Below are 23,031 nucleotides of genomic sequence, written 5' to 3'. Positions count from 1 at the left end.
GAGGGTGGTTCTTTGACAGCCGACGGTCGGGTGCTCTACCTCGTCGCGTGTGGTGGGTATCCCGCGGCCGAGCTGCCGGCGTTCGTCGAGCACGCCCGGTCCGCCGGGTGGGACGTGTGCGTGATCGCCACTCCGGCGGCGATGGCGTTTCTCGACGCCGGGCGGCTCGCCGAGCTCACCGGCCATCCGGTCCGCTCCGCGTACAAGCGGCCGGGGGAGCCCGACGTGCTGCCGCCGGCCGACGCCTTCGTCGTCGCCCCGGCGACGTTCAACACCGTCAACAAGATCGTCGCGGGCATCTCGGACACCCTGGCGCTGGGCCTGCTCAACGAGGCTCTCGGCGCGGGTCTGCCGATCATCGTCGCGCCGCATCCGAACAGCGCCCTGGCCGGCCACCCCGCCTACGCCGCGAGCGTCGAGGCGCTGCGTTCCTGGGGCGTGCACCTCGTGTTCGGCCGGCCCGGCGACCCGCGCGGCGGCGCCGACCAGCCCGGCCGGGAGAACACCGCCTTTCCCTGGGACGACCTGCGCGCCGCGCTCGCCGCCCTTCCGTCGGCTCGTGGCGGTGCGGGCTAGCCACCCGCCCCGAGTCCCGGGCTCAGCTCAGGCTTCACGTTCCGACGAGGGTGCGGTTCCGCGCAACCGCGCCACGTGCCTGCGCCGCCGGGTTTGCCGTGGTGGGTCCAGGCTGGCCAGAGCGATGGCGGCGGCGCGGGATGTTTGGCGGCGAGCCGTCGCGGAACGCCGTGGTTGTCCGAGCGACCTCCCGGAACTGCGAGAAGGAGCCATTCTCATGGCGACTGGTGAGACCGGGTTCAGCGACATCGTCCAAGACCTGATCACGGTGCAGTACCACGCGCTGAAGGCCGGGCACAACTACGACCAGTTCATCCGCGACGCGGAGAACGCCGACGAGGGGGAGATCGCCGAGTTCTTCCGCACCGTGATGAAGGAGGACGCCGACCGCGCGAGGGCCTGCCACCGGTACCTCGCCCACCTCTCCGGCACCCCGGCCGCGGGTTCCGCCGTGACCTGATCGGCCCGATTCGGTCAGGCCCGATCCGGTCAGGCCCGATCCGATCTGGTCTGGCCTGGTCCGATCCGCTCGGGTCGGGTCCGGGTGGGGTCAGGCCCGCCCGCCGTTCTCGGTCGATCCGGTCGAATTCGGCGACCCCGGGAGGCCGGGCGTGGCGGGTACTGCGACGATGAGCCGTGCGTCGGCGCCGACTCATCCGCTTTGTGGCCTATGTCTGTGTGCTCGGATGCGGGTTCGCCCTCGTGGGATGCGTCGGTGGCACACCCCCGCCGCGCCGGCCCGAGGCGGCCCGCGTCCCGACGACCGGCCCCGGCGGCGGCCCGTCCGGGGGCTTCGACGTGCGGGCCGAGAACGCCCGTCCGGGAGCCGAGTGCGGGCTGAGCCAGCTCGGCCCGCAGAGCGCGGTGGAGGGCTGGCTCGACCATGCCAGCATCGCCGCCGGCACGCCGGTCCGGCTGTTCGCGTCGACCACGGCCCCCACGCTGACGGTCTCGGCCTTTCGCACCGGGTGGTACGGCGGACGGACCTGCCGCCTAATGACGACGGTCGGGCCGTTTCCCGGCCGTCGTCAGGCCGGCCAGGCGCACAGCCCCGCCACCAACACGATCTCCGCGGCGTCCTGGGCGCCCACCGCCACCTTCGCCACCGGGTCCTGGCCGCCCGGCGACTACCTGTTCCGGTTGGACGCCTCCGACGGCAACCACCGGTACGTGCCGCTGACCGTCCGGGGGCCGTCCGCCGCGGGCCGGGTGGTGATCCTCAACGCGGTGACCACCTGGCAGGCCTACAACGCCTGGGGCGGCTACAGCCTCTACCACGGTCCGCGCGGTTTCGCGGATCGGGCCCGGGTCGTCTCGTTCGACCGGCCCTACGACTACGGTGACGGCGCGGCGGACTTCACCGGCAACGAGGAGCCCCTCGTGGCCCTCGCCGAGCGTCTCGGCCTGCCGGTCTCCTACGCCACCGACCTCGACCTGCACGCCGATCCGCACCTGCTCGACGGCGCCCGCGCGGTGATCTCGCTGGGCCACGACGAGTACTACTCCCCGGCGATGCGCACCACCCTGACCGCCGCCCGCGACCGCGGCACGAACCTCGCGTTCCTCGGCGCGAACGCCGTGTACCGGCGAATCCGCCTCGACCCGTCGCCGCTGGGACCCGACCGGCTGGAGACCGCCTACAAGGTGGCGCAGGAGGATCCCCTCTACGGCCGCGACGACGCGCACATCACCGCCAACTGGCCCTCCCCGCCGAACGCGAGCCCGGAAAGTTCGCTGACCGGCGGGATGTACCAGTGCAACCCGGTCCACGGCGACATGATCGTCGCCCGCCCGCAGTCATGGCTGCTCGAGGGCACCGGGCTCGCCGCGGGCGCCCGCCTGCCCGGCCTGATCGGTTCCGAGTACGACCGGGTCGATCTCGCCTACCCCACCCCGCGGCCGATCGAGGTGATCGCCCACTCGCCGATCACCTGCCGCGGCGTCCATGACTTCTCCGACGTCAGCTACTACACGACGCCGTCCGGGGCGGGCGTGTTCGACAGTGGGACCAGCGCCTGGGTCTGTCCGCTGGCCGACGTCTGCGGGCCCGGCACCGGCGGCCCGGCCATTCAGCGGGCGATCACCCAGATCACCACGAACCTGCTGACCGCCTTCGCCGCGGGTCCCGCCGGGCTGCGCCATCGGGCCGTCGACGCCGTCCCGGCCGAGGACCACGGCGGCACCGCGCCGGGAGAGAAGAACTGACCGGCCGGGCTCGGGCGCGGTAGCGGGGCCGGCCGTGTACCTGGCGGGGCGAGCCCCGCTGCCCGAGTCCGCACGCGGCCGCAAGGGCGGCGTCGACGCGGGGGCCGCGGCGCCCGCCGTGTCTTCCAACGTCCTGTTCCTCGGTTTGACGAGCCTGGTCACCGACCTGTCCGCCGAGATGGTGGCGTCGGTGCTGCCCCTGTACCTGACGGTGCGCCTGGGATTCAGCGTGCTGCAGTTCGGCGCCGCCGACGGGCTGCTGCAGGTCGTCGCCGCGGTCGCCGCGCTGTCCGGGGCGCTGCTCGCCGACCGGTGGCGGCGCTACCGCGAGGCCGCCGGCGCCGGGTACGCGCTGTCGGCGGCGTCCCGGCTGGGCCTGCTCGGGGCGCACGGCTGGCTGCCCGTGCTGGCCTGGCTCGGCGCCGACCGGCTCGGCAAGGGCATCCGGACCGGTCCCCGGGACGCACTCCTCTCGCTGTCCGCGCCCCCCGGGCGGCTCACCGAGGCGTTCGGGTTGCACCGGGCGTTTGACACCGGCGGTGCGCTGCTCGGGCCCCTGCTGGCCGTGGCCCTGCTCGGCGTCGCACCCGGTTCCTACTCGACGGTGTTCACCGCGGCGTTCCTCATCGCCGTCGTCGGCCTCGCGGTCCTGGCCCTGTTCGTGGAGAACCGCCGGCCCACGGACGCCGCGCCGATGGGGCCGGCGGGGGAGTCGGCCGGCGAGGGGCCCCGCCGGCTGTGGACTCCCCTCGGCGAACTGTGGGCGAACCGCGCGCTGCGCCGACTGCTCGCGGCGGCGGCCCTGCTGAGCCTGCCCGCGGTGAGCGACTCGCTGCTGTTCCTGGCGCTGCGCCACCAGGCCGGCGTGGACAGCCGGCTCTTCCCCTCCCTGTTCGTCGCGGAGTCGCTGGTCTACCTGCTGTTCGCGGTGCCGATGGGCCGGCTGGCCGACCGCGTCGGCGCCGGGCGGGTGCTGCTCGGCGGCCAGGTGGCGCTCGGCTGCTGCTTCGCCGTCCTGCTCGCCCCGGCCCCGCACGGGTGGAGCGTGCTCGCCCTGCCCGTGCTGTTGGGGCTCTACTTCGCCGCCTCGGACGGCGTGATCGCCGCCTTGACCAGTCAGACCGTGCCCGCGTCGGCGCGCACGACGGGGCTCGCCCTCGTCGGTGTCGTGCTGGCTGCCGGGCGGGGGACCGCGACGCTCGGTTTCGGCGCGGTCTGGACCCGGGCCGGGCCGGGCGCCGCCCTCGCCGACGCGCTCGTGCTGACGCTGGTGAGCGGGACGTTCGCGGCGGTGCTGCTGCGGTCGTCCCGACGTCCCGCGCCCGCGATTGCCGCGTCCGGCGTTTCCGCGCCAGAGGTCTCCACGGCCGAGGTCTCCACGGCAGAGGTCGCCGCGGCCGCCAGGGGAACGCGCAGTCGTGGCCGCGGTCTCGGGCGGGGACTGCGATGGCCGTCGGGTCCGCGGGTGGGGGCGTTCGCCGTGGTCGTCGCGGTGTGCCTGACCGGTGTGGTGGCGGTGAGTGTGCGGGACGGACGGCGTGAGGCGGCCGCCGTCCGGGCGTCGACCGCACGCCGCACCGAGCCGGCGGCGTCGCCGGGCGCCGCCCGTTCCGTGCCGATGACCGCGTCACTGCCGGCGTTGCTGGCCCGCCCGCACCTGCTGGTGCTCGACGCGGCCGAAGGCGCGGGCTTCGGCCGGGTCGAGGCCGTCGACGTGCGTGATCCGGCCGGGCCACGTGCGCCGACGTCCCTGACCTGCGACCGGGTGGATCAACAGGCCGGGCGCGGCATCTGCCTGCGCGACGACCGGGCGTCCGCCCGCGCGGGGGTCGCGGTGTTCGACGACCGGCTGCGCGTGCTGTTCCGGCTGCCGATCGCGGGGCTGGCCAGCCGGACGCGGGTGGCGCCGGACGGGCGGATCGGCGCGGTGACCACCTTCGTCGCCGGCGACGCCTACAACATCGACACCTTCTCGACCCGGACGCTGCTCATCGACCTCACCGCCGGCCGGATCGTCGCCGACCTGGAGGACTTCGCCATGTCGCGGGCCGGGCGGCGGATGCACGCCATCGACGAGAACCTCTGGGGCGTCACCTTCGCGGCGGATTCCGACACCTTCTACGCCACCCTGCACACCGGCGACCACTACTACCTCATCCGCGGGCACGTGCGCGACCGGCGGGCGGAGATCCTGCGGGACGGGGTCGAGTGCCCGTCGCTGTCCCCGGCCGGCGACCGCATCGCCTACAAGTCGCGGCGCAGCCACGGCTTCGCCCCCGCCACCTGGCGCCTGCACGTCCTCGACCTCGCCACCGGCGCGGACCGTCCCCTCGCCGAGACCCGCAACGTGGACGACCAGGCCGCCTGGACCGACAACGACCACGTCAGCTATGCCGTGGCGAACACCGGTCCCGGCAGGCCCCTCGCCGACACCTGGACGGTCCCGGCCGACGGCACCGGCCGCCCACGGCTGCTCGTGCCGTCCGCCCAGTCCGTGGTCACCGTCGCCCCGCCCGCTTCGGGCTGACGCGGACCGTCCGTCATGGAACGATTGCGGGATGAAACAGCCATGGTGGCGATTCGCACTGTTTCTCGTACTCGCCGGTTCCGCGCCGTTCGTGACGGGAATCGTCGGTGGCTGGGTGGGTGACTGGCTCGACTCCGGCACCGACGGTTACGCAGCCGGCGGATTCATGGTCGGCGTCGTCTACGCCAAGGTGGCCTACCGCATCTATGCACCCCGCCCCTTCGGGGTCGGTCAGGGCAGCAGCCTCGGGTAGTAGTTTTCCGGGCCGACGGCGCGTAGATCGTGTTCCATCGAGCTGTCGTAGCGGTCCGGCTGGCCGTCGGGGCCGTACTCGAAGCGCCAGGCCTGGCGCTTGTAGGTCCAGTTCAGCGGCTGCAGCTCGTGCGCCCGCCGCCAGTGCGCCACGGCGGCGGGGTGGTCGCCGGCGCGTTCGAGGTGCTGGCCGAGCTCGAAGTGGGCGGCGGCCGTCGCGACGTCGGGCGGGCGGGGGGCGGAGCGTGCGACGACCTCGGCCGGCGCCAGGACATACTCGCTGCCCGCGCCCTTGTCCGCCCAGTCGAGCAGCATCCGCAGATACAGCTCCGGTTCGGCGTGGTCGGCGATGACCCGGGTCATCTCGACCAGGGAGACGGTCGAGTCGGACAGCCCGTCGTCGCTGCGCAGCACCTCGCGCATCCGGTCGAGGGTGCCGGCGCTCGCGGTGGCCTCGCGTGCCAGGTCGGCCTTGCGTAACTCGTCGAAGATGACGACCCGGCCGGGGAAGGCCGGCTCGGCCGGGCGCACGATCATCCCCGCCTCGTCGATCCACACCCCGCTCGGCACGTTGACGACGCCGAACAGCCGGCCGAGGCTGTGCTCGGCGTCGATCGCCGCCGGGTGCCGCGGCGCCGCCCGCTCCACGAACTGCCGCCCGGCCTCGGGGCCCGCGACGTCCATCGCCACCGTGACGATCTCCAGGTTGTTCCCGCGCAGCCGCTCCCGCAGCTCGGCCCACAGCGGCAGGTCGTGGGCGCAGCCGCACCAGGATGCCCAGGCGACGAGCAGCACCTTCGTCCCGCGCAGCCGCGAGAGCTGGAACGTCTCGCCGTTGAACGTCGGCAGCGTCAGCTCCGGCGCCTCGGCGGTGGACAGCATCCGCCCGGTGACGGCGGCCTCGGGGCCCACCGCCGTCAGCCCGTGCTCCGCGTCGACGACGAGCGGCATCCCGAGCCGGCCGGCGACCACCTCGACGACGATGTCGCCGGCGGCGTCCCGGGCCTCGGCCGGCAGCGGTACGCAGTGTTCGCCCTTGCAGGCGCCCTGCGGCTTGATCGACCAGCCGGTTCCCGCGGCGAAGACCGCCGGGTCCACGGTGTCCGTGCTCACGAGCATGCGTTGCTCCTCGGATCAGCGTTGGCGTGGGTGTGCTCGCCTCAGAGGACGACCTTCGGCAGCGCGTACTGCTCGAGCCGCTGCCGCATCGGGACGGCCTCGGCGACCCGCGCCTCGGTCTGGGCGGCGAAGTACTCCAGCAGGGCGACGTCGTGCTCGGGACCGGCGGCCAGCACGAACCGTTCCAGCTCGGCGTCGGCGGCGGCCTGGTCGGTGGGGCGGTGGCCGAGCAGGACGGCGGCCCGGTCGAGGTCGCGCTCGACGTTCGCCGCCCCCACGGCGACCATCGCGGCCGCCCACTGGGCCAGGGCGAGCGCCGCGCTCTGGTTGGCCTCGTCGACCGGTGTCGCCGGCACCATCCGCCGCACGGTGCCCGCGAGCACCGTGGTGACGCGGGCGGGATAGCCCGTCGGGAGGGTCACCGGCGGCGCGGGCTCGATCTTGATGCCCTCGACCTCGGCGATCGCCCACAGCATCGCCCGGCGCACCATCAGATCCCAGGTCAGGTACTCGGCCTGCTGATCGGCGGGGCGCAGCTCGGTCAGCGGCCCGCTGAGCGCCATCACCGCGGTGAGCATGTACGTGGCCGTGTAGAACGACAGCGCCGAGGGGTCGACGGTCGTGCCGGCCACCCGCTGGTAGTGGCGGATCATGTGCTCGATGTCGGCGCCGAGCGGCTCGGTGCCGGCCCGGGTGCGCAGCCCGGCCAGATCGGACAGCGGGTCGCCGACGTGCGAGGCCTCGAAGTCGTAGACGCAGGTGATCCGGCCGTCGACGAACAGGAACTGGCCGGTGTCGCCGTGGATGAACCGGGCCCGGTTGCCGGCGGTGGGCAGCCGGCGCCGCGCCCAGCGCAGCGCCCACTCGACGAGCGGTTCGGGAGCCTTCTTCGTCCGCCGGTACAGCCGCTCGTTGGCGTCGACGAACGCGAGCTGCGCCCCCGCGGGTGTGGTCGGCACCTCGATGCCGGCGGCGGCGAACTCGGCCACGTCGATGCCGTGCATCCGGGCGAGGATCTCCATGTACTGCTCGGCGATGCCGCGGCGTTCGTCGTCGTCCGCCGCCTCGGCGACGTCGCGGGTCCCGGGCACCCGGTCCATGATGATGCCGATCGGATCGCTGCTCATGCCGTGGACGTGGGGGACCGGGACGCCGTTGCGTTCCAGGATCCGCAGGATCGCGGCCTCGCGGTCCAGTCCCGGGTAGGGCTCGGCGTCGATCTGCTTGTCCCCGCGGACGTAGAGCGGGATCCGGGTTCCGTCCCGGTCGACGGTGAGGTACCAGGCCTTGCGCCAGCGCGGCTGGCGCTCGATCGCGGTGACCCGGCCCCCGATCAGCTCCTCGACCCGGGCGACGAGGCGGTCCTCCTCCGCGGTGCGGGCGGCTGCCTCCCCCCCGGTCACGGCTGGATCGCGGGGTAGTAGTTCTCGGCGCCGAGGGCCCGGACGTCGTCGAGCCAGCCGGTGCCGTACGCGTCGATCGTGCGCACCGATTCGGGGTCGGCGAGGTTCCAGGCCTGGCGCTTGTACGTCCAGTTGTCGGGTTGCAGGCGGTGCGCCTCGCGCCAGTGGGCGACGGCGGCGGTGTGGTCGCCGGCGCGGTGGACGTACTCGCCGAGTTCGAAGCGGGCGGCGGCCCGACTGACGGCGCCGTCGCGCGGGCTGGCGCGTTCGAGCACCTCGTGCGGTTCGAGGGCGTACCGGCTGGCGCGGCCGTTCGCGACCCAGTCCCGGATCATCGCCGGGTACACCGCCGGGTCGATGGTCATCTTCCCGATCTCGGCGCGGACGTCGCGGTGGTCGGCGGGCAGCTCGTCGAGCGACTGCGCGGCGGTCTCGGAGCTGGCGTGCGGGTCCTCGATCCACGCCGGTTCCGCCGGGCGGACGAGGACGCCGTCCTCGTCGATCCACAGCCCGTTCGGCACGTTGACGACGCCGAACTTCGCTCCCAGCTCGTGCCGGGCGTCGATGAGCGCGGGATGGTTCGGCCCGGCCTTCTCGATCCAGGGCCAGGCGGCGTCCGGCCCGCCGGTGTCCAGCGCGACCGTGACGACCTCCAGGCCCAGTGGGTGCAGCTGTTCGCGCAGCGCGCTCCACAGCCGCAGGTCCTCCCGGCAGCCGCACCAGGAGGCCCAGGCGACGAGCACGACCTTCTGCCCGCGCAGGCTGTCCAGCCGGAACAACGTCCCGTCGAGGCGGGGCAGTTCGAGTGGCGGCGCCTGCGCGGTGGTCAGCGCCCGGCCGGTGACCGCGGACTCCGGGCCCAGCGCCCACACGCCGTGCGCCTCGTCGCCGACCAGGCCCATGCCGAGGCGTTCGGCGAGCCCGGTGACATCGAGCCGGCCGTCGGGGCGGCGCACGGAATCCGGTAAGGGCACGCACACGTCGCCCTTGCAGGCGCCCTGCGCCTTGATGGCCCAGCCGGTGCCGGTCTGGAAGCCGGCGGGGTCCACGGTGAGATCGTCGAGGATCACGCCGTCTCCAGACCCATCAGGCCCAGCATGGTCCCCGGGTCGACGCCCATCCGGTGCGACAGCGACAGGGCGTCCCAGTACTCGCGCCACGCGACGATGCGGCCGTCGTCGTTGACCTCGAAGATGGCGAGCAGCGGGTTCGACACCCGCGTCCCGTCGTGCAGCATCGTCACATGGTCGATCCGTTCGGTGACGACGTGCCGGTCGTCGCTGACCACGGTGAGGATCTCGCAGACGCAGTCGGAGTAGTCGCCGGCCTGCCGGGCGAGCTCGGTGGCGATGAGCTCCCGGCCGCGCAGCGCCTCCCGGCCGGGCACGCTCATCTGGTACGTCGCGTCCTCGGTGAACTGGGCCAGTAACCGGTCCATGTTGCCGACGAAGTCGCCTTCGTCGAACAGGCGCAGAAGTTCGCGGACGGGTGCTTCCTGCCGTGTGCCCATGGCGGGGAGCCCTCCTCAGGGTCGGGTCGGCCCGCTGGGTCGGTTCCTGCAGGGCCTCACGCCAGGTGTCCGGGGGCAGCGGGATCCTCCGGGCAGGCCCGCGCGAAACCATAACCACGACCCCCGACAGGCCGCAAGGAACAGGTTGATAAATGAACTCAACTGCCTATCTCATGACGCCTGTTCCCCCGACTCGGCCGACGCCGCCGACAGGGGGAAGACCAGCGGCAGGGCGTCCAACCCGAGCGTGCCGCGCGGCCACTTCACCTGCGGCGACGCACCAGGGGCGAGGTCGTAGTCGGGGATCAGCCGGTGCCACTCCTCGAACACCAGTCGCATCTCCAACCGCGCCAGGTGCGAGCCCAGGCAGCGGTGCACCCCGGCGCCGAAGCTCAGATGCGGGTTGTCGCCGCGGTGGAAGTTCACCGTGTAGGGGTCGGGGTGGCGCAGCTCGTCCCGGTTGGCGGCGGCGAGGTTGGTGGTGACCCGGGTGTCCGCGGGCAGCGTCCGCCCGTCCAGCACGGTCTCTTCGGTGGTCACCCGCGGCACGAACGGCGCCGGCGGGTCGAGACGCAGGAGCTCCTCGATCGCGGCCGGGATGAGTGTGGGATCGTCGACGATCTCGCGGCGCCGGTCCGGGTTGCGGATCAGCCGGTCCATGCCGAACCCGAGCGCGTCGACCACGGTGTCCAGACCCGCCAGGACGAACAGGAAGCACAGGCCGATGGCCTCCTCGTCCGTGAGGGCCTCGTCGCCCTCCAGGCAGAGAAGCTGGCTCAGGACGTCGTCGCCCGCGACCCCGCGGCGCGCCGGGACCAGGTCGGCCAGGTAGCTGAACAGCCCCAGCGCCGTGGCCATGGCGGCCTCGGTCGTGGCCTCGTCCAGGGCGGTGTTGCCGGAGGGGTCGCTGAGCCCGAGGATGGCGTCCTTCCATTCGATGAACTGGTCGCGCATCTCCAGCGGCAACCCGAACAGGGTGAGGAACACCTGGACCGGGAAGATTCCCGCCACCTCGGCGACGTATTCGCAGGACCCGCGTTGTACCAACGGCTCGATGATCTCGATGATCTGCCGGCGTAGCTCATCCTCCAACGGTCGGATGGCCCGCGGGCTGAAGAACGGCTGGAGAATGCGCCGGTAACGGGTCTGGTCGGGCGGGTCGAACGCGATGGGCACGAGCGGCAGCGGGCTGCCGAGGACGTCGAACGCCTTCTTCGACGAGAAGACCGAGGGCTGCCGTAACACGGTCTCGACGGTCTCGACATCGGTTGCCGCGACGCCGCCGTCGAGTTGCACCGTGCGGCCGTACTCGCGCATCTGGCGCCAGGCCGCGTCCCGATCCCGTGCGATCGGAAGATCGTGGATCGTGAGTTTCCCGCCGCTTTGCTCGTCGGTCATCGCCGTCTCCTCGACTCGTCCACCGGCGCGCCGTGTGACCCACGACTCATGCCGGGCATGTGAGGCAGAGTGCCTCATAACTCTTTTGTGAGTCAAGGTGTCTCATAGAATTTCGACTCGTGGAGACGACGGCCGAGGACGCCCGGATCGCCCGCACCCGCGCCGCGGTGCGCGAGGCCGTGCGGTCGCTGTTCGAGGAGGAGGGCCCCGCGGCGCTGACGCACCAGCGCGTGGCGCAGCGGGCCGAGGTGGGCCGGGCAACGATCTACCGGCACTGGCCGCGCCCGGTCGATTTGATCACCGAGGCACTGATGATCACCGAGCAGCCGCTGCTGCGCGCCGGCGAGGGACCCCTGCGGGAGTGGCTCAGCCGCGAGCTGATCCGGTCCGCGGTCGATCTCGCGCAGCCGGTCGCGCGGCAGTTCCTCACCACCGTCATCGCCACCGCCGACCAGAACCCGGCCGTGGCCGACCTCCGGGACGATCTCCTGCGGCGCATCTCGTCGCTGCTACGCGGCGCGATCGACCGGGCGGTCGCCGCCGGCGAGACGGTGGCGGAGCGCAACAACGACGAACTGCTCGCCCAGATCCTCGGCCCACTGATCTTCCGGGTGACAATGCAACGCGCACCCGTCGACCGCGCCTTCGCCGACCGCATCGTCGACGCCGCCCTCGGCCCCCCGTCCTAGGGTGCGGATCTCTGGAATGTGTCTGCGACTACCTCATTGTGCAGCGCGACGCCCGGGTATCTTTAGGTCGGTGTGCTCGCCTCGGGGTTCGCGCGGAGCTTGATGGGTAGATCGAAATAGTTTCCTTCTGTTGATACCTGGGGGTAGAGGGAATATCCCGACTCTCCCACTGCAATCAGCGCGGCCACACCTGCTCCCGCCAGTGCCAGGACGCGCGCAGTCAGGCTCTCCACCTCCAGCTCGAGGGCTGATGCGGCCGCGCTGGCCGCCGCGGCCAGCGCGGCGACGCCCAACTTCCCCTGCCGGATCGCCGCCGAGCCGTAGGTGACGGTCATTCTTTGTGCGGTGGACGCCCGGCATCTCGATCGAATGGCTCCTGCATAAGCGTCGAGCGCCGAACGCAGGTGATCCTCGTCGTTCTGGCCAGGACTGCTCTGCCACTCGCTCAGCGCCGCGTCGCAGTCCAGGTAGACGTCTGACCGAACCGCCAATAATTCGGTGGGATCTAGTGTCATCGGTGCGTCCGGAGAGGGCATGTTGACAGCATGTTCAAAAGTCGGCCATTGATGACCTCGGGCGGGTTCCAGCGGTTCGGCTCCCGGCGCTCCGAGAACCAGTTGTGCCCAGGTGTCGAACTCTGGGAAGTTTATATCATTCTGATGTTCGCTGGCGAGATTGTAAAGATAGCAGTCATTCATCAGTCTACACACCCCGTGGAGCGCCTCCAGCTTGGCACCAGAATAGCCGGACTGTGCGGCCGCCAGGAAGATTTCCCGGATATCGTGCAGGGGCCCGGCCAGGCCGAGGGAGCGCCCGATGGCGCTCATGAAGGCGCCGCGTCGAAGGCCACCGGGGCTGGATCGGACTGCCTCCTCGAAAGCGTCGTGTCGCCATGGCCGCGCTTCCTGCCAGACCGTCTGTAACCGGGCTTGGTCGGGGTCGTCCAGGTTGAGGGTGGACAGCGGTAGATCGTCCGGCTCCAGAATGCTTGCAAGCCGCTCTTCATAGCTTTGGGCGAGCAGTCGGCTGGTCGGCCAGGTCGTGTAGCGGAAACCTCCGCTACCGGCAGCCTGATCAAATCGTCGAGCCGCCCGCCGGTTCACCTCGTGCGGCATCAGCCCGAGGATACCCTGGTTCTCTACGGTGGTGAGGGCCGCCACGAACGACGAAGTTCCGGGGGTCCTGAAAGACAGTATTGTCAGGCCGGCCTGCAGGCCAGCCTCAAACAAAGATCTGCCGCGGAGAAGAGGACGCTGTTCTGCACCAAGTCCTAGCCGGCCTGCATCATCCGGACACCAGGCGGTGAGCAGACGCGCTGGACAGCGTCTCTGGTCGCACACGCCCAGCCGTGGGCAACTCCATGCGCCGGACCTCCTGTACACCCAGCCGCGAGACAAGCCCGCGCGTGTTGCATGGTACCGGCTAGTGATCGACAGTACCCGGGTATCGGGCAGCGGAGGCGGCAAGGTTGGCGGAGTTCGATGTGATAACTTGCGCCGTTCACCTGGACCCACGCGGTATCGGCACTCACCGTGAGGCCAGCGGTGCTGGCAGAACTCGGGTAGACGGCGTCGATGGAGTGCGCGGGCGCATCGCGGGCTAGGTTCGCCTCCGGCCGAGAAGCCCCGTAACTCGCCGTCCCCAGCCCCAGCCCAGGCGATCATGGTGTTCCGCGGAACACGCGCCGGGTGTCTGGATTCCGGCGCGGGCCTTGTCTCGGCTGTTGCGAGCGGGGTGGGTGCGTGGGAGAGCGGCTTCCTGTCTCTTCCACAGGGTTCGGTGTCCGATTTATCCCTGTGAAAGAGACAGGGAGTGCCGTTCCCAGGAAGACCGCGTCGGCGTCTCGCTGGCGTCCTAGGGGCACGCGCGCCACAGTCCGCCACCGCGACGGCTTGACACGATCATGGTGTTCCGCGGAACCGGGCCACGCGTGCGGGCGGATCCCCGGCCCGCGTCGAGCCCCCCAGCCCCAATACCTGGATCAAGGAGCTCACACGAACCGCCCTGATCACAACCTCGTACGCGCCCTGGCGAAAAGGCCCGGACCGGGAATGTGGCCGCCGCGCTGAGAACCCGGCCGAAATGCTGCCACTACGGGTCCGGGCCCACGGCCCGATTCTCGATTCCTCCGTGGCCGGCCGTCACGTGGTCTTGACGGCGATGATCCGGGTAGAGATTCCCCATTCGAGTCCGTGGACGTGATGGGAGGATCGATGGTGGACACCGGCCTGGGACGGTGGGCGAAGCGGCAGCTCGACCCGCGCAACGGCTACGACGCTCGGGGCCTGATGGCTCTGATCGCCCTGCCGATCGTCATCGCCGGGGCCCTGATCGGTCTCATCTTCGGCAGCGCCGACGCCGGGCTGGCCGTCGCCGGAATTCTCTGGGCCGGCGGCATGCTGGTGTGGGCTTTCGTGATGCTCGGCTTCTACTTCCGGAAGCTGGCGTCGAGGGAGGGACGCGCCGAGCTGCGCGCCGAGCGGGAACGCCGCCGCGACCCGTCCCTGCACTGGATGGATCGCTGAGGCGATCCCGCCGCACGGCGATCCCGCCGCACCCGGACGGACGGGTTCCCGCGCTGGCCGCAGCCGTCTACGCGAACCCGCCCGCCGGGATTCGGCTGGATCAGCCCTTGCTGCTGGAGCGGGCCGCGAAGGCGCGGGCCCGCTCGGCGACCTCGGGCGAGGAGAAGGATTCACTCTCGGTCGACAGGGCGTAGGGCAGCACCTTCAGGGCGGCGTGCTGCAGGTGCAGGTTGAGGGAGCGCTTGGTCTCCTGCAGCGCCTGGGCCGGCTGCCCGGCCAGCTTCTCCGCCAGGGCCATCGCCTCGTCGAGCAGCTTCTCGTGCGCCACGACCCGGTTGGCCAGGCCCAGCTCGACGGCGGTGGCGGCCGGGATCCGCTCGCCGGTGAACAGGTACTCCTTGGCCTTGAGCAGGCTCATCATGAACGGCCAGGTCACCACGCCGCCGTCGCCGGCGACGAGCCCGACGTTGACGTGGGTGTCGGCCAGGTAGGCCTTCTCCGACATCAGCACGATGTCGCAGGAGACCGCGATGCTGCAGCCGAGGCCGACCGCCGGACCGTTCACCGCGGCGATCACCGGCACGTGGCAGCCGAGGATGTGATCGACGAGCAGCCGGGCGGTGCGCATGTTGGACCGGCGGTGGTCGAGGTCCTCGACGCAGGCCAGGAAGCCCGGGATGTCGCCGCCGGCGGAGAAGGCGCGCCCGGCGCCGGTGAGCACGACGGCGCGGACCTCGCGGTCACGCATGACCTTCACCCACACGTCGGTGAGTGCCTCGTGCAGCGCGTCGGTCATCGGGTTGAGCTTGTCGGGGTCGTTCAGCGTGATGACCCGGATCGGGCCGACCGACTCGTAGCGCAGCAGGTCGTGGGCGTCGTCTACCACTGAGAAGGTTCCACTTCGTGAGGATGGGAAGGGACGAGCCGGGCTGGTCGCGGCACCCGCGGAGTCAGAGCAGCTCCAGGATGGTGGCGTTGGCCTGACCGCCGCCCTCGCACATGGTCTGCAGGCCGTACCGGATGCCGTTGTCCTGCATGTGGTGGACGAGCGTGGTCATGATCCGCGCGCCCGAGCCGCCGAGGGGGTGGCCGAGCGCGATCGCGCCGCCGTTGGGGTTGACCGTCGCGGGGTCGGCGCCGAACTCGGCCAGCCACGCCAGGGGCACCGGCGCGAACGCCTCGTTGATCTCGAACGCGCCGATGTCGCCGAGGGACAGGCCGCTGCGCGCCAGCGCCTTGTGGGTGGCCGGGATGGGACCGGTGAGCATCATGACGGGGTCGGAGCCGACGACGACCGCGGTGTGCACGCGGGCGATCGGGGCGAGGCCGAGCTCGGCCGCCCGCTCGCTCGTCGTCAGGAGCAGGGCGGCGGAACCGTCGGAGATCTGCGAGGCGTTGCCGGCGGTGACGACGCCGCCGTCCGGGCGGAACACGGTCTTCAGCTTGCCGAGGGACTCGAGGGTGCCGCCGCGGCGGATGCCTTCGTCGGCGCCGAACACGCCGCCGCCCGGCAGGTCGATCGGGGCGATCTGCGCCTCGAACCGGCCGGCGTCCTGGGCCGCCGCCGCCCGCTCATGGCTGGCGAGGGAGAACTCGTCGCAGTGGGTCCGCGAGAAGCCCCACTTCTCGGCGATCATCTCGGCGCCGACCCCCTGGTTGGGGCGCACCCCGCCGCAGTACTCGATGAACCTGGCCGGATGCGGCTTGGCGTCGCCGACCGCGGAACCCATCGGCACCCGGGTCATCGACTCGACGCCGCCCGCCACGACCAGGTCGTACTGCCCGGCGATGACCCCGGCGGCGGCGAAGTGGACCGCCTGCTGCGACGAGCCGCACTGCCGGTCGACGGTCGTCCCGGGGACGTGCTCCGGCCAACCGGCGGTGATCACTGCGGTCCGGGCCACGTCGAGGGCCTGCTCGCCGACCTGGGAGACAACGCCCCAGACGACGTCGTCGACCAGGCCGGGGTCGATCCCACTGCGGGCGGCGAGCTCCGTCAGGACGTGCGCGGACAGGTCGCCGGGATGGACCCCGGCCAGCGCTCCGTTCCGCTTGCCCACCGGCGTCCGCACCGCTTCGACGATCACTGCGTCACGCATGATCACACCACCTTGCCCGGAGTCGTCGTTTGTCGTCGTTTTCGCATTACCGACCTAGGCCACCGATCGGCTTGTGTCACAGACCGGCGGCCAGCGCCTTCGCCTCCCGGCGATGGGCGTGCAGGATCGGCTCGGTGTAGCCGTTGGGCTGGCGGGCGCCGTCGAAGATGAGGCTGGTGGCGCAGCGGAAGGCGACGCCGTCGAAGTCCGGGGCCATCGGCCGGTAGGCCGGATCGTCGGCGTTCTGCTTGTCGACGATGGCGGCCATCCGCTGCAGGCTGGCGTGCACCTGCTCGGGGGTGACGACGCCGTGGCGCAGCCAGTTCGCCATGAGCTGGCTGGAGATCCGCAGGGTGGCGCGGTCCTCCATCAGCGCGACGTCGTGGATGTCGGGCACCTTCGAGCAGCCGATGCCCTGGTCGATCCAGCGCACGACGTAGCCGAGGATCGACTGCGCGTTGTTGTCGATCTCCTGCTGTCGGTCCTCGGCGCTCCACGCGGCCGGGTCGCCGAGCGGGATCCGCAGGATGTCGCGCAGGTCCGCGCGGGGCCGGTCGGCGAGCTCGCGCTGGCGGGCGAAGACGTCGACCTGGTGGTAGTGCAGCGCGTGCAGGGTCGCCGCGGTGGGTGAGGGCACCCAGGCCGTCGTCGCGCCGGCCTGGAGCTGGCCGATCTTCTGGGTCAGCATGTCGGCCATCAGGTCGGGCATCGCCCACATGCCCTTGCCGATCTGGGCGCGGCCCGACAGACCGGCCGCCAGCCCCTGGTCGACGTTGTTGTTCTCGTAGGTGGTGATCCAGGTCTGCGTCTTCATGTCGGCCTTGCGCACCATCGGCCCGGCCTCGAAGGAGGTGTGGATCTCGTCGCCGGAGCGGTCCAGGAAGCCGGTGTTGATGAACACCACCCGTCGGCGGGCCGCCTCGATCGATGCGGCGAGGTTCACCGTGGTGCGGCGCTCCTCGTCCATGATTCCGATCTTGAGGGTGTCGGCCGGCAGGCCGAGCAGCTTCTCGACGCGGGCGAACAGGTCGACGGTGAGGGCCGCCTCGGCCGGGCCGTGCATCTTCGGCTTGACGATGTAGATCGAGCCGGTGCGGCTGTTGCGCCGGGCCGCGTCCGCGCGCAGACCCGGCAGCGCCGCCAGGGAGGTGATGATCGCGTCGAGGATGCCCTCGAACACCTCCGCGCCGTCGGCGTCGAGGATCGCGTCGGTGGTCATCAGATGCCCGACGTTGCGGACCAGCAGCAGCGCCCGGCCCGGCAGCACGACCTGCCCGCCGCCGGGCGCGGTGAACGTCCGGTCCGCGGCCAACGCCCGGTCGAACGACGACCCGCCCTTGGTCACCGTCGCGGTCAGGGTGCCCTGGTTCAACGCCAGCCAGTTGGCGTAGGCCGCCACCTTGTCCTCGGCGTCGACGGCGGTGATGGAGTCCTCGAAGTCGACGATTGTGGTGAGCGCGGACTCGAGGACGACGTCCTGCACCCCGGCGGGGTCGCCGGCGCCGATGGCTCCCGCGCGATCGACGAGGATCTCCGCGTGTAGGCCGTGGTGGCCCAGCAGAATCCCGCTGGGCGACGCCGCCTCGCCGGTGTACCCGCGCAGCGCCGAGGGGTCGGCCAGGCCGGTCTTCGTGCCGTCGGCCAGCGTGACGACCAGGGCGCCGTCGGCGACGGCGTAGTACGTCGCGTCGCCGTGACCGCCCTCGCGCAGCGGCGCGATCTTGTCGAGCAGCGCCCGTGCGTAGGCGATGACCTTCGCGCCGCGGACCGGGTTGTAGGGCCCGTCGCGGTGCGCGCCGTCGTCCTCGGCGATGGCGTCGGTGCCGTAGAGGGCGTCGTACAGCGAGCCCCAGCGGGCGTTCGCCGCGTTGAGGGCGTACCGGGCGTTGAGAACCGGCACGACGAGCTGCGGACCGGCGGTCAGCGCGATCTCGTCGTCGACGTTCTCGGTCGAGAGCTGGAACGGCTCCGGCTCCGGCCGCAGGTAGCCGATCTCGACGAGGAAGTCGTAGTAGGCGTCCGCGTCGTGCGGGGAGCCGGCGCGGGCACGGTGCCAGCCGTCGATCTGCCGCTGCAGCTCGTCGCGCTCGGCGAGCAGGGCCCGGTTGACGGGCGTGAGCGCGGTGACGATCTCCTCGACGCCGCTCCAGAAGGCCGCGGGCTCGACTCCCGAGCCGGGCAGGGCGGCGTTCTGCACGAACTCGTGCAGGCTCACCGCCACCTGAAGGGCACCGATCTGGATCCGTTCGGTCATCGTCAGTCCTTGTCGTGTGGTCGCGTTGCCGAGCGGCGTGGTCGACATGTGCGGGGCCTGCCGTCAGGGGAATCCGCCGTCAGGGAATCCGCCGTCAGGGGAAGACCGCCCCGGGGTTGAGGATGCCCAGGGGGTCGAGCGCCCGCTTGATGCGCAGGGACAGCTCCATCACCTCCGGACCAAGCTGGTCGGGTAGCCAGGCCTTCTTGAGCCGGCCGACGCCGTGCTCGCCGGTGATCGTGCCGTCGAGCTTGATGGCAAGGTCCATCACCTCGCCGAAAGCGAGCTCGGCCCGCTGGGCCATGTCCGCGTCGGCCGGGTCGAAGACGATGAGCGGATGGGTGTTGCCGTCGCCGGCGTGCGCGATCAGGGCGATCGTCAGGGCACGGTCGGCCGCGATCGTCTCGATGCCCTGGACGAGTTCCGGCAGCCGCGGCAGCGGCACGCCGACATCCTCGAGCAGCAGAGCACCGTGCCGTTCCACCGCGGGGATGGCCGCGCGGCGCGCCGCGACGAACGCCTCGCCCTCGTCCGGGTCGTCGGTGACCAGCGTTTCGGTGGCGCCGCTGGCCACGCAGGCGTCGAGCATGATCTTCATCTCGCGCTCGGCGGCGAGGTGCTGGCTGTCGGAACGGGCCACGAGCAGCGCGGCCGCGTCGCGGTCGAGCCCCATGCGCAGGACGTCCTCGACGGCGTTGATCGACGTCTGGTCCATGAACTCCAGCATCGCGGGCCGGATGGCCGACGTGATCGCCAGGATGGCCGCGGTGGCGGCCTCGGTGGTGGGGAAGGTGGCGACCAGCGTGCTCGACGGGGGCTGGGCCGGGATGAGCCGCAGGGTGGCTTCGGTGACGATGCCGAGCGTCCCCTCGCTGCCGACGAACAGCTTGGTCAGCGACAGCCCGGCGACGTCCTTGAGCCGCGGGCCGCCGAGGCGCACGGCCCGCCCGTCGGCGAGCACGACCTCCAGCCCGAGCACGTAGTCGGTCGTGACGCCGTACTTCACGCAGCACAGGCCGCCCGCGTTCGTCGCGACGTTGCCCCCGATGGAACAGATCTCGAACGACGACGGGTCCGGCGGATACCACAGCCCGTGGGCTGCGGCCGCCGCCTTGACCTCGGCGTTGAGTAGACCCGGCTGCACGACGGCCATCCGGGTGAGCGGGTCGACGTGGATCGCGCGCATCCGCTCCGTCGACAGCACGATGCCTCCGGTGACGGCGGTGGAGCCGCCGGACAGCCCGGTGCCCGCCCCTCGCGGCACCACCGCGACGCGGTGCCGCGCCGCCCACCGGACGGCGATCTGGACGTGCTCGGTCGACTCGGCGCGCACCGCCGCGAGGGGCTGCCCCGCGAGCGGGTCCGCCGCGCGGTCACGGCGGTACTTGTCGAGCAGGTCCGGATCGGTGACGACCACCCCGGCGGGCAGTGCGTCGACCAGCTCGGCGATGGTGACGTCCTCCACGGTCACAGCGGCCAGCCTTTCCAGGGGAGGGTCCGCACGACATCGCTTCCAGGACGCCGGCTTCCACTCTGCCAGCTTCCACCATGCGGAAAAAGAAATCTGTATCGTGATACGAACGTAGGGCGCGACGGCGCCCTCGGTCAAGGTGAACGCCGGGGACCAGGCGGGGGAGCCGGCCGGGCGCGCCCCGTGCTCAGGGCCGATGTCCGGCCCAAGGGAGAATGTCCGGCCCAAGGTGAGAGAGGTGCGCGGGGATGCCGGTCGAGCAGCGCGCGGCGGGGGTGCAGTCGGTCCAGCGTGCCCTGGACATCCTCGAGGTCGTCGAGGCAGCGGGCGGCGGCTGTTCGATCAGCGCGATGGCCGCGGCGACCGGTCTGCCGCTGCCGACCATCCACCGGCTGGTCCAGACCCTCACCGCTCGCGGCTACCTACGCCAGCTCCCCGACCGCCGGTACTGCCTCGGTTCCCGGCTGGTTCCGCTGGGCGCCGGCGCGAACGCGCTGCTCGGCGAGCGGGCCGCCCCGGTCCTGCGCGAACTCGCCGACGGGCTCGGCGAGTCGGCCAATCTCGCGGTCCTGGCCGGCGAGCGCGCCGAGTACGTCGCCCAGGCCCCCGGGGTGTACTCGATGCGCACCTTCACCGAGGTGGGCCGGCGGGTCCCCCTGTACTGCACCGGCGTCGGCAAGGCACTGCTGTCCACGCTCGGCGACGACGAGGCCCGCGCGATCCTCAGGCGCTCGACGCTGTCCACCCATACCGCCACGACCATCGTCGAGGTAGACGCGCTGCTCGACGAGCTGGCCGGCATCCGGGCCCGCGGATACGCCCTCGACGAGGGCGAGATGGAGGTCGGGGTGCGCTGCGTCGCGATGCCGGTGTCCGTGCCCGGCATGTCGCCGATGGCGCTGTCCGTGTCAGGCCCCGCCGTTCGCATGAGCGACGACCTCACCGGCCGCGCGGCGCCGGCCCTCGTCCGCGCCTGCGCCGCCCTCGTCACGGCCCTCACCTGACCCACCTGACCCGCCGGAAGGCCCGCGCAGGCCCGGGAGGACTTCGGCGAGACGTTCGAGCTGGTCCCGCGCGGATCCGAGGTCAACGGTGCCGATCCGGCAGACGAGGTGGCGTGCTCCGGCGGCGATGTAGCCCGCCAGATGCGCGGCCACCTGCGCCGGCGGCCCGGTGGTCACAGCCTGGATGGCTTCGAGGTCCCGCAGCGCGAGTCCGTAGTTCGCCCGACTGTAGGCCGCCAGGGCGTCGCGTCCGCTCTCCACGGTGTTGGCGATCAGCACCGACACGAACAGAGCGGGCGTGATCGTGTCCGGTGCGCGGCCCGCGTCGGCGGCTGCCCGCTGTACCTGGGCCAGACCGGTCCGGTAGTCCGCCGGGTCGGGTGGGTAGGGCAGCCACCCGTCGTAGCGGCGACCGGTGCGGGTGAGCGCGGCGGGGGCGGCGCCGCCGAGCCAGATCGGTGGGCCACCGGCCTGGCTGGGCGCCGTGGTCGGTGGGATCCCGTCAAAGTGCAGGAGGTCGCCGTGGAAGGAGGTCGGGCCATCGGTGGTCCACAGCCGGCGCCACAGGGCGACGGTCTCGTCGAGCCGGGTGAACCGGTCGGCCCAGGGAACCTGGGACAGCTCGTGCAAAGGCCGGCCGAAACGGCCGGGAAAGGCCGCGCCCACGGCCACGGTCAGCCGCCCGCCGGACAGCAGGTCGAGGGAGGCGAGGGTCTGCGCCGCCTGCACGGGCCGGCGAAGTACCGGCAGGAGCGTCGCCGTGCCGAGGGCGACGCGGCCGGTGACCGGTGCCATGGCGGCGAGCATGGTCAGCGCCTCGATGCGCGGGCCGAGCAGCGAGTCGTTGACCCACAACGAGTCGTAGCCGAGTTCCTCGGCCCGGACCGCGAAATCGATGAGCTCACGTGGGTCGGTTCCCGCGCCCCACTGGGCCTTTCCGATCGGGACGAGCACGCCGAGGCGGAGGTCATCGTTCATGCGCCGCATCGTGCCGGTGGCCGGTGAAGGGCGGCAATTCCCTTGAAGGAATGGCCGGCGGTCGATCCCGGGCGGTACAACGAGGCTCGTGGACTTCCCGCAGGCACTACGCGAACGCCGGCTCCGCCGGCGGCTCAGCCAGCTCGAACTGGCCGAGCTGGCGGGGACCACCCAGCGGCACGTCAGCTTTCTGGAGACCGGCCGGTCGGAACCTGGTCGGGCCATGGTCGTCCGACTGGCGGAATCCCTCGGCCTGCAGCTACGGGAGCGAAACGGGCTGCTGCTCGCCGCGGGCTACGCCCCCGCCTACCCGCGGACCTCCCTGGACGACCCGGCGCTGGCCCCGGTGCGCGCCGCGCTGACGCACATCCTGACCGGACACCTGCCCTACCCGGCGATCGTCGTCGACCGCCACGGCGACCTTGTCGCCGCCAACGACGCGTTCGTCCTCCTCACCGACGGTGCGGCGACGGAACTGCTCGGGCCCGGCACCAACGTCTACCGTCTCGCGCTGCATCCTGCCGGCCTGGCGCCGCGCATCGTGAACCTCGCCGAATGGTCCCGGCACATTCTCGACGGCATTCACGCCGAGAACCTGCGCAATCCTGACGACCGCCTCGCGGATCTCCACACCGAACTCGGATGGTACGTGCCAGACGAACCGCTAGGACCGGATCATCTCGGCTTCGCGGTTCCCCTGCGCCTGCGCTCGGCCGACGGGGAGCTACGGCTTATCACCACGATCACCACGTTCGCCACCGCCGTCGACGTCACCGTCGCCGAACTGAAGCTCGAAGCCTTTCTCCCCGCCGACCAGCCCACCGCCGCCCTCCTGCGCCGTCCGGCACCTCGGTAGCGGACCGGGTGCTGGCCGGCAACCAGCGGTCGCGATTGCCACGGCGCCTGATTTCGGCGGACCGGGGAAAGAGGGCCCCGGTCCGGGCAGCGCGGACGACCCGGAACGGTGAACCAGGCCGGTACGGTCCTTCAGACGGTCCTGACCCCCACCCCACGTCTCACC

Annotated in this window: 20 protein-coding genes; 9 read left to right on the top strand and 11 right to left on the bottom strand. The window is 71.8% G+C overall.

All coding sequences use genetic code 11. The features are described from left to right. The first annotated feature begins 12 nt into the window (after positions 1-12). The 5 genes from NBZ83_RS06425 to NBZ83_RS06405 all read left to right on the top strand — a co-directional run bounded on the left by NBZ83_RS06425 (position 13) and on the right by NBZ83_RS06405 (position 5,561). Positions 13-576, top strand: a complete 564-nt coding sequence (locus tag NBZ83_RS06425) for a flavoprotein (RefSeq protein ID WP_261564638.1) — start codon at positions 13-15, stop codon at positions 574-576. A 217-nt stretch (positions 577-793) separates the two neighbouring features. Beyond that, entirely contained in the window at positions 794-1,036 is a 243-nt protein-coding gene (locus tag NBZ83_RS06420; protein WP_261564639.1) for an acyl carrier protein, read from the top strand. A gap of 176 nt (positions 1,037-1,212) precedes the next feature. Beyond that, positions 1,213-2,781, top strand: a complete 1,569-nt coding sequence (locus tag NBZ83_RS06415) for a N,N-dimethylformamidase beta subunit family domain-containing protein (RefSeq protein WP_261564640.1) — start codon at positions 1,213-1,215, stop codon at positions 2,779-2,781. A 34-nt stretch (positions 2,782-2,815) separates the two neighbouring features. Then, positions 2,816-5,308 carry an MFS transporter gene (locus NBZ83_RS06410; RefSeq protein ID WP_261574527.1) on the top strand — a complete coding sequence of 831 codons (2,493 nt, stop codon included), beginning with the start codon at positions 2,816-2,818 and terminating at the stop codon, positions 5,306-5,308. A gap of 31 nt (positions 5,309-5,339) precedes the next feature. After that, the gene (locus tag NBZ83_RS06405) at positions 5,340-5,561 is read left to right on the top strand and encodes a hypothetical protein (RefSeq protein ID WP_261564642.1); all 222 of its coding nucleotides are present in this window, start codon (positions 5,340-5,342) and stop codon (positions 5,559-5,561) included. Here the strand turns inward: NBZ83_RS06405 and NBZ83_RS06400 are convergent. From NBZ83_RS06400 to NBZ83_RS06380, 5 genes are all read right to left on the bottom strand, one after another. Further along, entirely contained in the window at positions 5,540-6,679 is a 1,140-nt protein-coding gene (locus NBZ83_RS06400; RefSeq protein ID WP_261564644.1) for a ResA-like WAxxUGC motif-containing protein, read from the bottom strand. The two genes, NBZ83_RS06405 and NBZ83_RS06400, sit on opposite strands and share 22 nt — an antisense overlap. A 41-nt stretch (positions 6,680-6,720) precedes the next feature. Beyond that, the gene (locus NBZ83_RS06395; RefSeq protein ID WP_261574526.1) at positions 6,721-8,082 is read right to left on the bottom strand and encodes a phosphotransferase family protein; all 1,362 of its coding nucleotides are present in this window, start codon (positions 8,080-8,082) and stop codon (positions 6,721-6,723) included. Further along, positions 8,079-9,152, bottom strand: coding sequence for a ResA-like WAxxUGC motif-containing protein (locus NBZ83_RS06390; protein ID WP_261574525.1), 1,074 nt, complete (start codon positions 9,150-9,152; stop codon positions 8,079-8,081). Before NBZ83_RS06390 ends, NBZ83_RS06395 begins: the two co-directional genes overlap by 4 nt. Next, on the bottom strand, positions 9,149-9,592 hold the full coding sequence (locus NBZ83_RS06385; protein ID WP_261564648.1) for a nuclear transport factor 2 family protein: 444 nt from the start codon (positions 9,590-9,592) through the stop codon (positions 9,149-9,151). The genes NBZ83_RS06390 and NBZ83_RS06385 overlap by 4 nt, the downstream gene beginning before the upstream one ends. Positions 9,593-9,763: 171 nt before the next feature. Continuing rightward, complete coding sequence (locus NBZ83_RS06380) at positions 9,764-10,990, bottom strand: cytochrome P450 (protein WP_261564649.1); 1,227 nt, start codon at positions 10,988-10,990, stop codon at positions 9,764-9,766. Positions 10,991-11,109: 119 nt separating this feature from the next. On the opposite strand from NBZ83_RS06380, the gene NBZ83_RS06375 reads away from it, so the two are divergent. Then, positions 11,110-11,679, top strand: coding sequence for a TetR/AcrR family transcriptional regulator (locus NBZ83_RS06375; RefSeq protein ID WP_261564651.1), 570 nt, complete (start codon positions 11,110-11,112; stop codon positions 11,677-11,679). Between the two features lie 62 nt (positions 11,680-11,741). Here NBZ83_RS06375 and NBZ83_RS06370 read toward each other — a convergent pair whose 3' ends face one another. Next, positions 11,742-12,839, bottom strand: coding sequence for a hypothetical protein (locus tag NBZ83_RS06370; protein ID WP_261564652.1), 1,098 nt, complete (start codon positions 12,837-12,839; stop codon positions 11,742-11,744). Between the two features lie 1,056 nt (positions 12,840-13,895). Here NBZ83_RS06370 and NBZ83_RS06365 point away from each other — a divergent pair. After that, a complete protein-coding gene (locus NBZ83_RS06365) occupies positions 13,896-14,204 on the top strand; it encodes a hypothetical protein (protein ID WP_261574524.1) in 309 nt (102 codons plus the stop codon). Positions 14,205-14,304: 100 nt separating this feature from the next. Here the strand turns inward: NBZ83_RS06365 and NBZ83_RS06360 are convergent, their stop codons facing one another. The 4 genes from NBZ83_RS06360 to NBZ83_RS06345 form a co-directional block, all read right to left on the bottom strand. Next, on the bottom strand, positions 14,305-15,090 hold the full coding sequence (locus tag NBZ83_RS06360; RefSeq protein WP_261564654.1) for an enoyl-CoA hydratase/isomerase family protein: 786 nt from the start codon (positions 15,088-15,090) through the stop codon (positions 14,305-14,307). Positions 15,091-15,154: 64 nt separating this feature from the next. Beyond that, a complete protein-coding gene (locus tag NBZ83_RS06355; protein WP_261564656.1) occupies positions 15,155-16,303 on the bottom strand; it encodes a thiolase family protein in 1,149 nt (382 codons plus the stop codon). Positions 16,304-16,379: 76 nt separating this feature from the next. Beyond that, complete coding sequence (locus tag NBZ83_RS06350) at positions 16,380-18,557, bottom strand: malate synthase G (protein WP_261564657.1); 2,178 nt, start codon at positions 18,555-18,557, stop codon at positions 16,380-16,382. A gap of 94 nt (positions 18,558-18,651) precedes the next feature. Beyond that, on the bottom strand, positions 18,652-20,028 hold the full coding sequence (locus NBZ83_RS06345; RefSeq protein WP_261564658.1) for an FAD-binding oxidoreductase: 1,377 nt from the start codon (positions 20,026-20,028) through the stop codon (positions 18,652-18,654). Between the two features lie 248 nt (positions 20,029-20,276). Between NBZ83_RS06345 and NBZ83_RS06340 the strand changes: the two genes are divergently transcribed. Further along, the gene (locus NBZ83_RS06340) at positions 20,277-21,032 is read left to right on the top strand and encodes an IclR family transcriptional regulator (RefSeq protein WP_261564659.1); all 756 of its coding nucleotides are present in this window, start codon (positions 20,277-20,279) and stop codon (positions 21,030-21,032) included. Here the strand turns inward: NBZ83_RS06340 and NBZ83_RS06335 are convergent. Then, positions 20,937-22,010, bottom strand: a complete 1,074-nt coding sequence (locus NBZ83_RS06335) for an LLM class flavin-dependent oxidoreductase (protein WP_261564661.1) — start codon at positions 22,008-22,010, stop codon at positions 20,937-20,939. The genes NBZ83_RS06340 and NBZ83_RS06335 overlap by 96 nt on opposite strands. 88 nt (positions 22,011-22,098) lie before the next feature. Between NBZ83_RS06335 and NBZ83_RS06330 the strand changes: the two genes are divergently transcribed. Further along, positions 22,099-22,866: an MmyB family transcriptional regulator gene (locus NBZ83_RS06330; RefSeq protein WP_261564662.1), complete on the top strand. Its 768-nt coding sequence runs from the start codon at positions 22,099-22,101 to the stop codon at positions 22,864-22,866. Positions 22,867-23,031: the final 165 nt, after the last annotated feature.

It is taken from the genome of Frankia gtarii, from assembly GCF_025403375.1.
GTDB classification, from domain to species: domain Bacteria; phylum Actinomycetota; class Actinomycetes; order Frankiales; family Frankiaceae; genus Frankia; species Frankia gtarii.
Note: the sequence above shows the minus strand (reverse complement) of the source record. Positions and strands in the feature narration are given on the sequence as shown.

Bases quoted from the DNA above. Each gene is read 5' to 3' on its own strand.
- NBZ83_RS06420 (WP_261564639.1), top strand. From the start codon at position 794: ATGGCGACTGGTGAGACCGGGTTCAGCGACATCGTCCAAGACCTGATC.
- NBZ83_RS06405 (WP_261564642.1), top strand. From the start codon at position 5,340: ATGAAACAGCCATGGTGGCGATTCGCACTGTTTCTCGTACTCGCCGGT.
- NBZ83_RS06400 (WP_261564644.1), bottom strand. From the start codon at position 6,679: ATGCTCGTGAGCACGGACACCGTGGACCCGGCGGTCTTCGCCGCGGGA.
- NBZ83_RS06385 (WP_261564648.1), bottom strand. From the start codon at position 9,592: ATGGGCACACGGCAGGAAGCACCCGTCCGCGAACTTCTGCGCCTGTTC.
- NBZ83_RS06380 (WP_261564649.1), bottom strand. From the start codon at position 10,990: ATGACCGACGAGCAAAGCGGCGGGAAACTCACGATCCACGATCTTCCG.
- NBZ83_RS06355 (WP_261564656.1), bottom strand. From the start codon at position 16,303: ATGCGTGACGCAGTGATCGTCGAAGCGGTGCGGACGCCGGTGGGCAAG.
- NBZ83_RS06350 (WP_261564657.1), bottom strand. From the start codon at position 18,557: ATGACCGAACGGATCCAGATCGGTGCCCTTCAGGTGGCGGTGAGCCTG.
- NBZ83_RS06340 (WP_261564659.1), top strand. From the start codon at position 20,277: ATGCCGGTCGAGCAGCGCGCGGCGGGGGTGCAGTCGGTCCAGCGTGCC.
- NBZ83_RS06335 (WP_261564661.1), bottom strand. From the start codon at position 22,010: ATGAACGATGACCTCCGCCTCGGCGTGCTCGTCCCGATCGGAAAGGCC.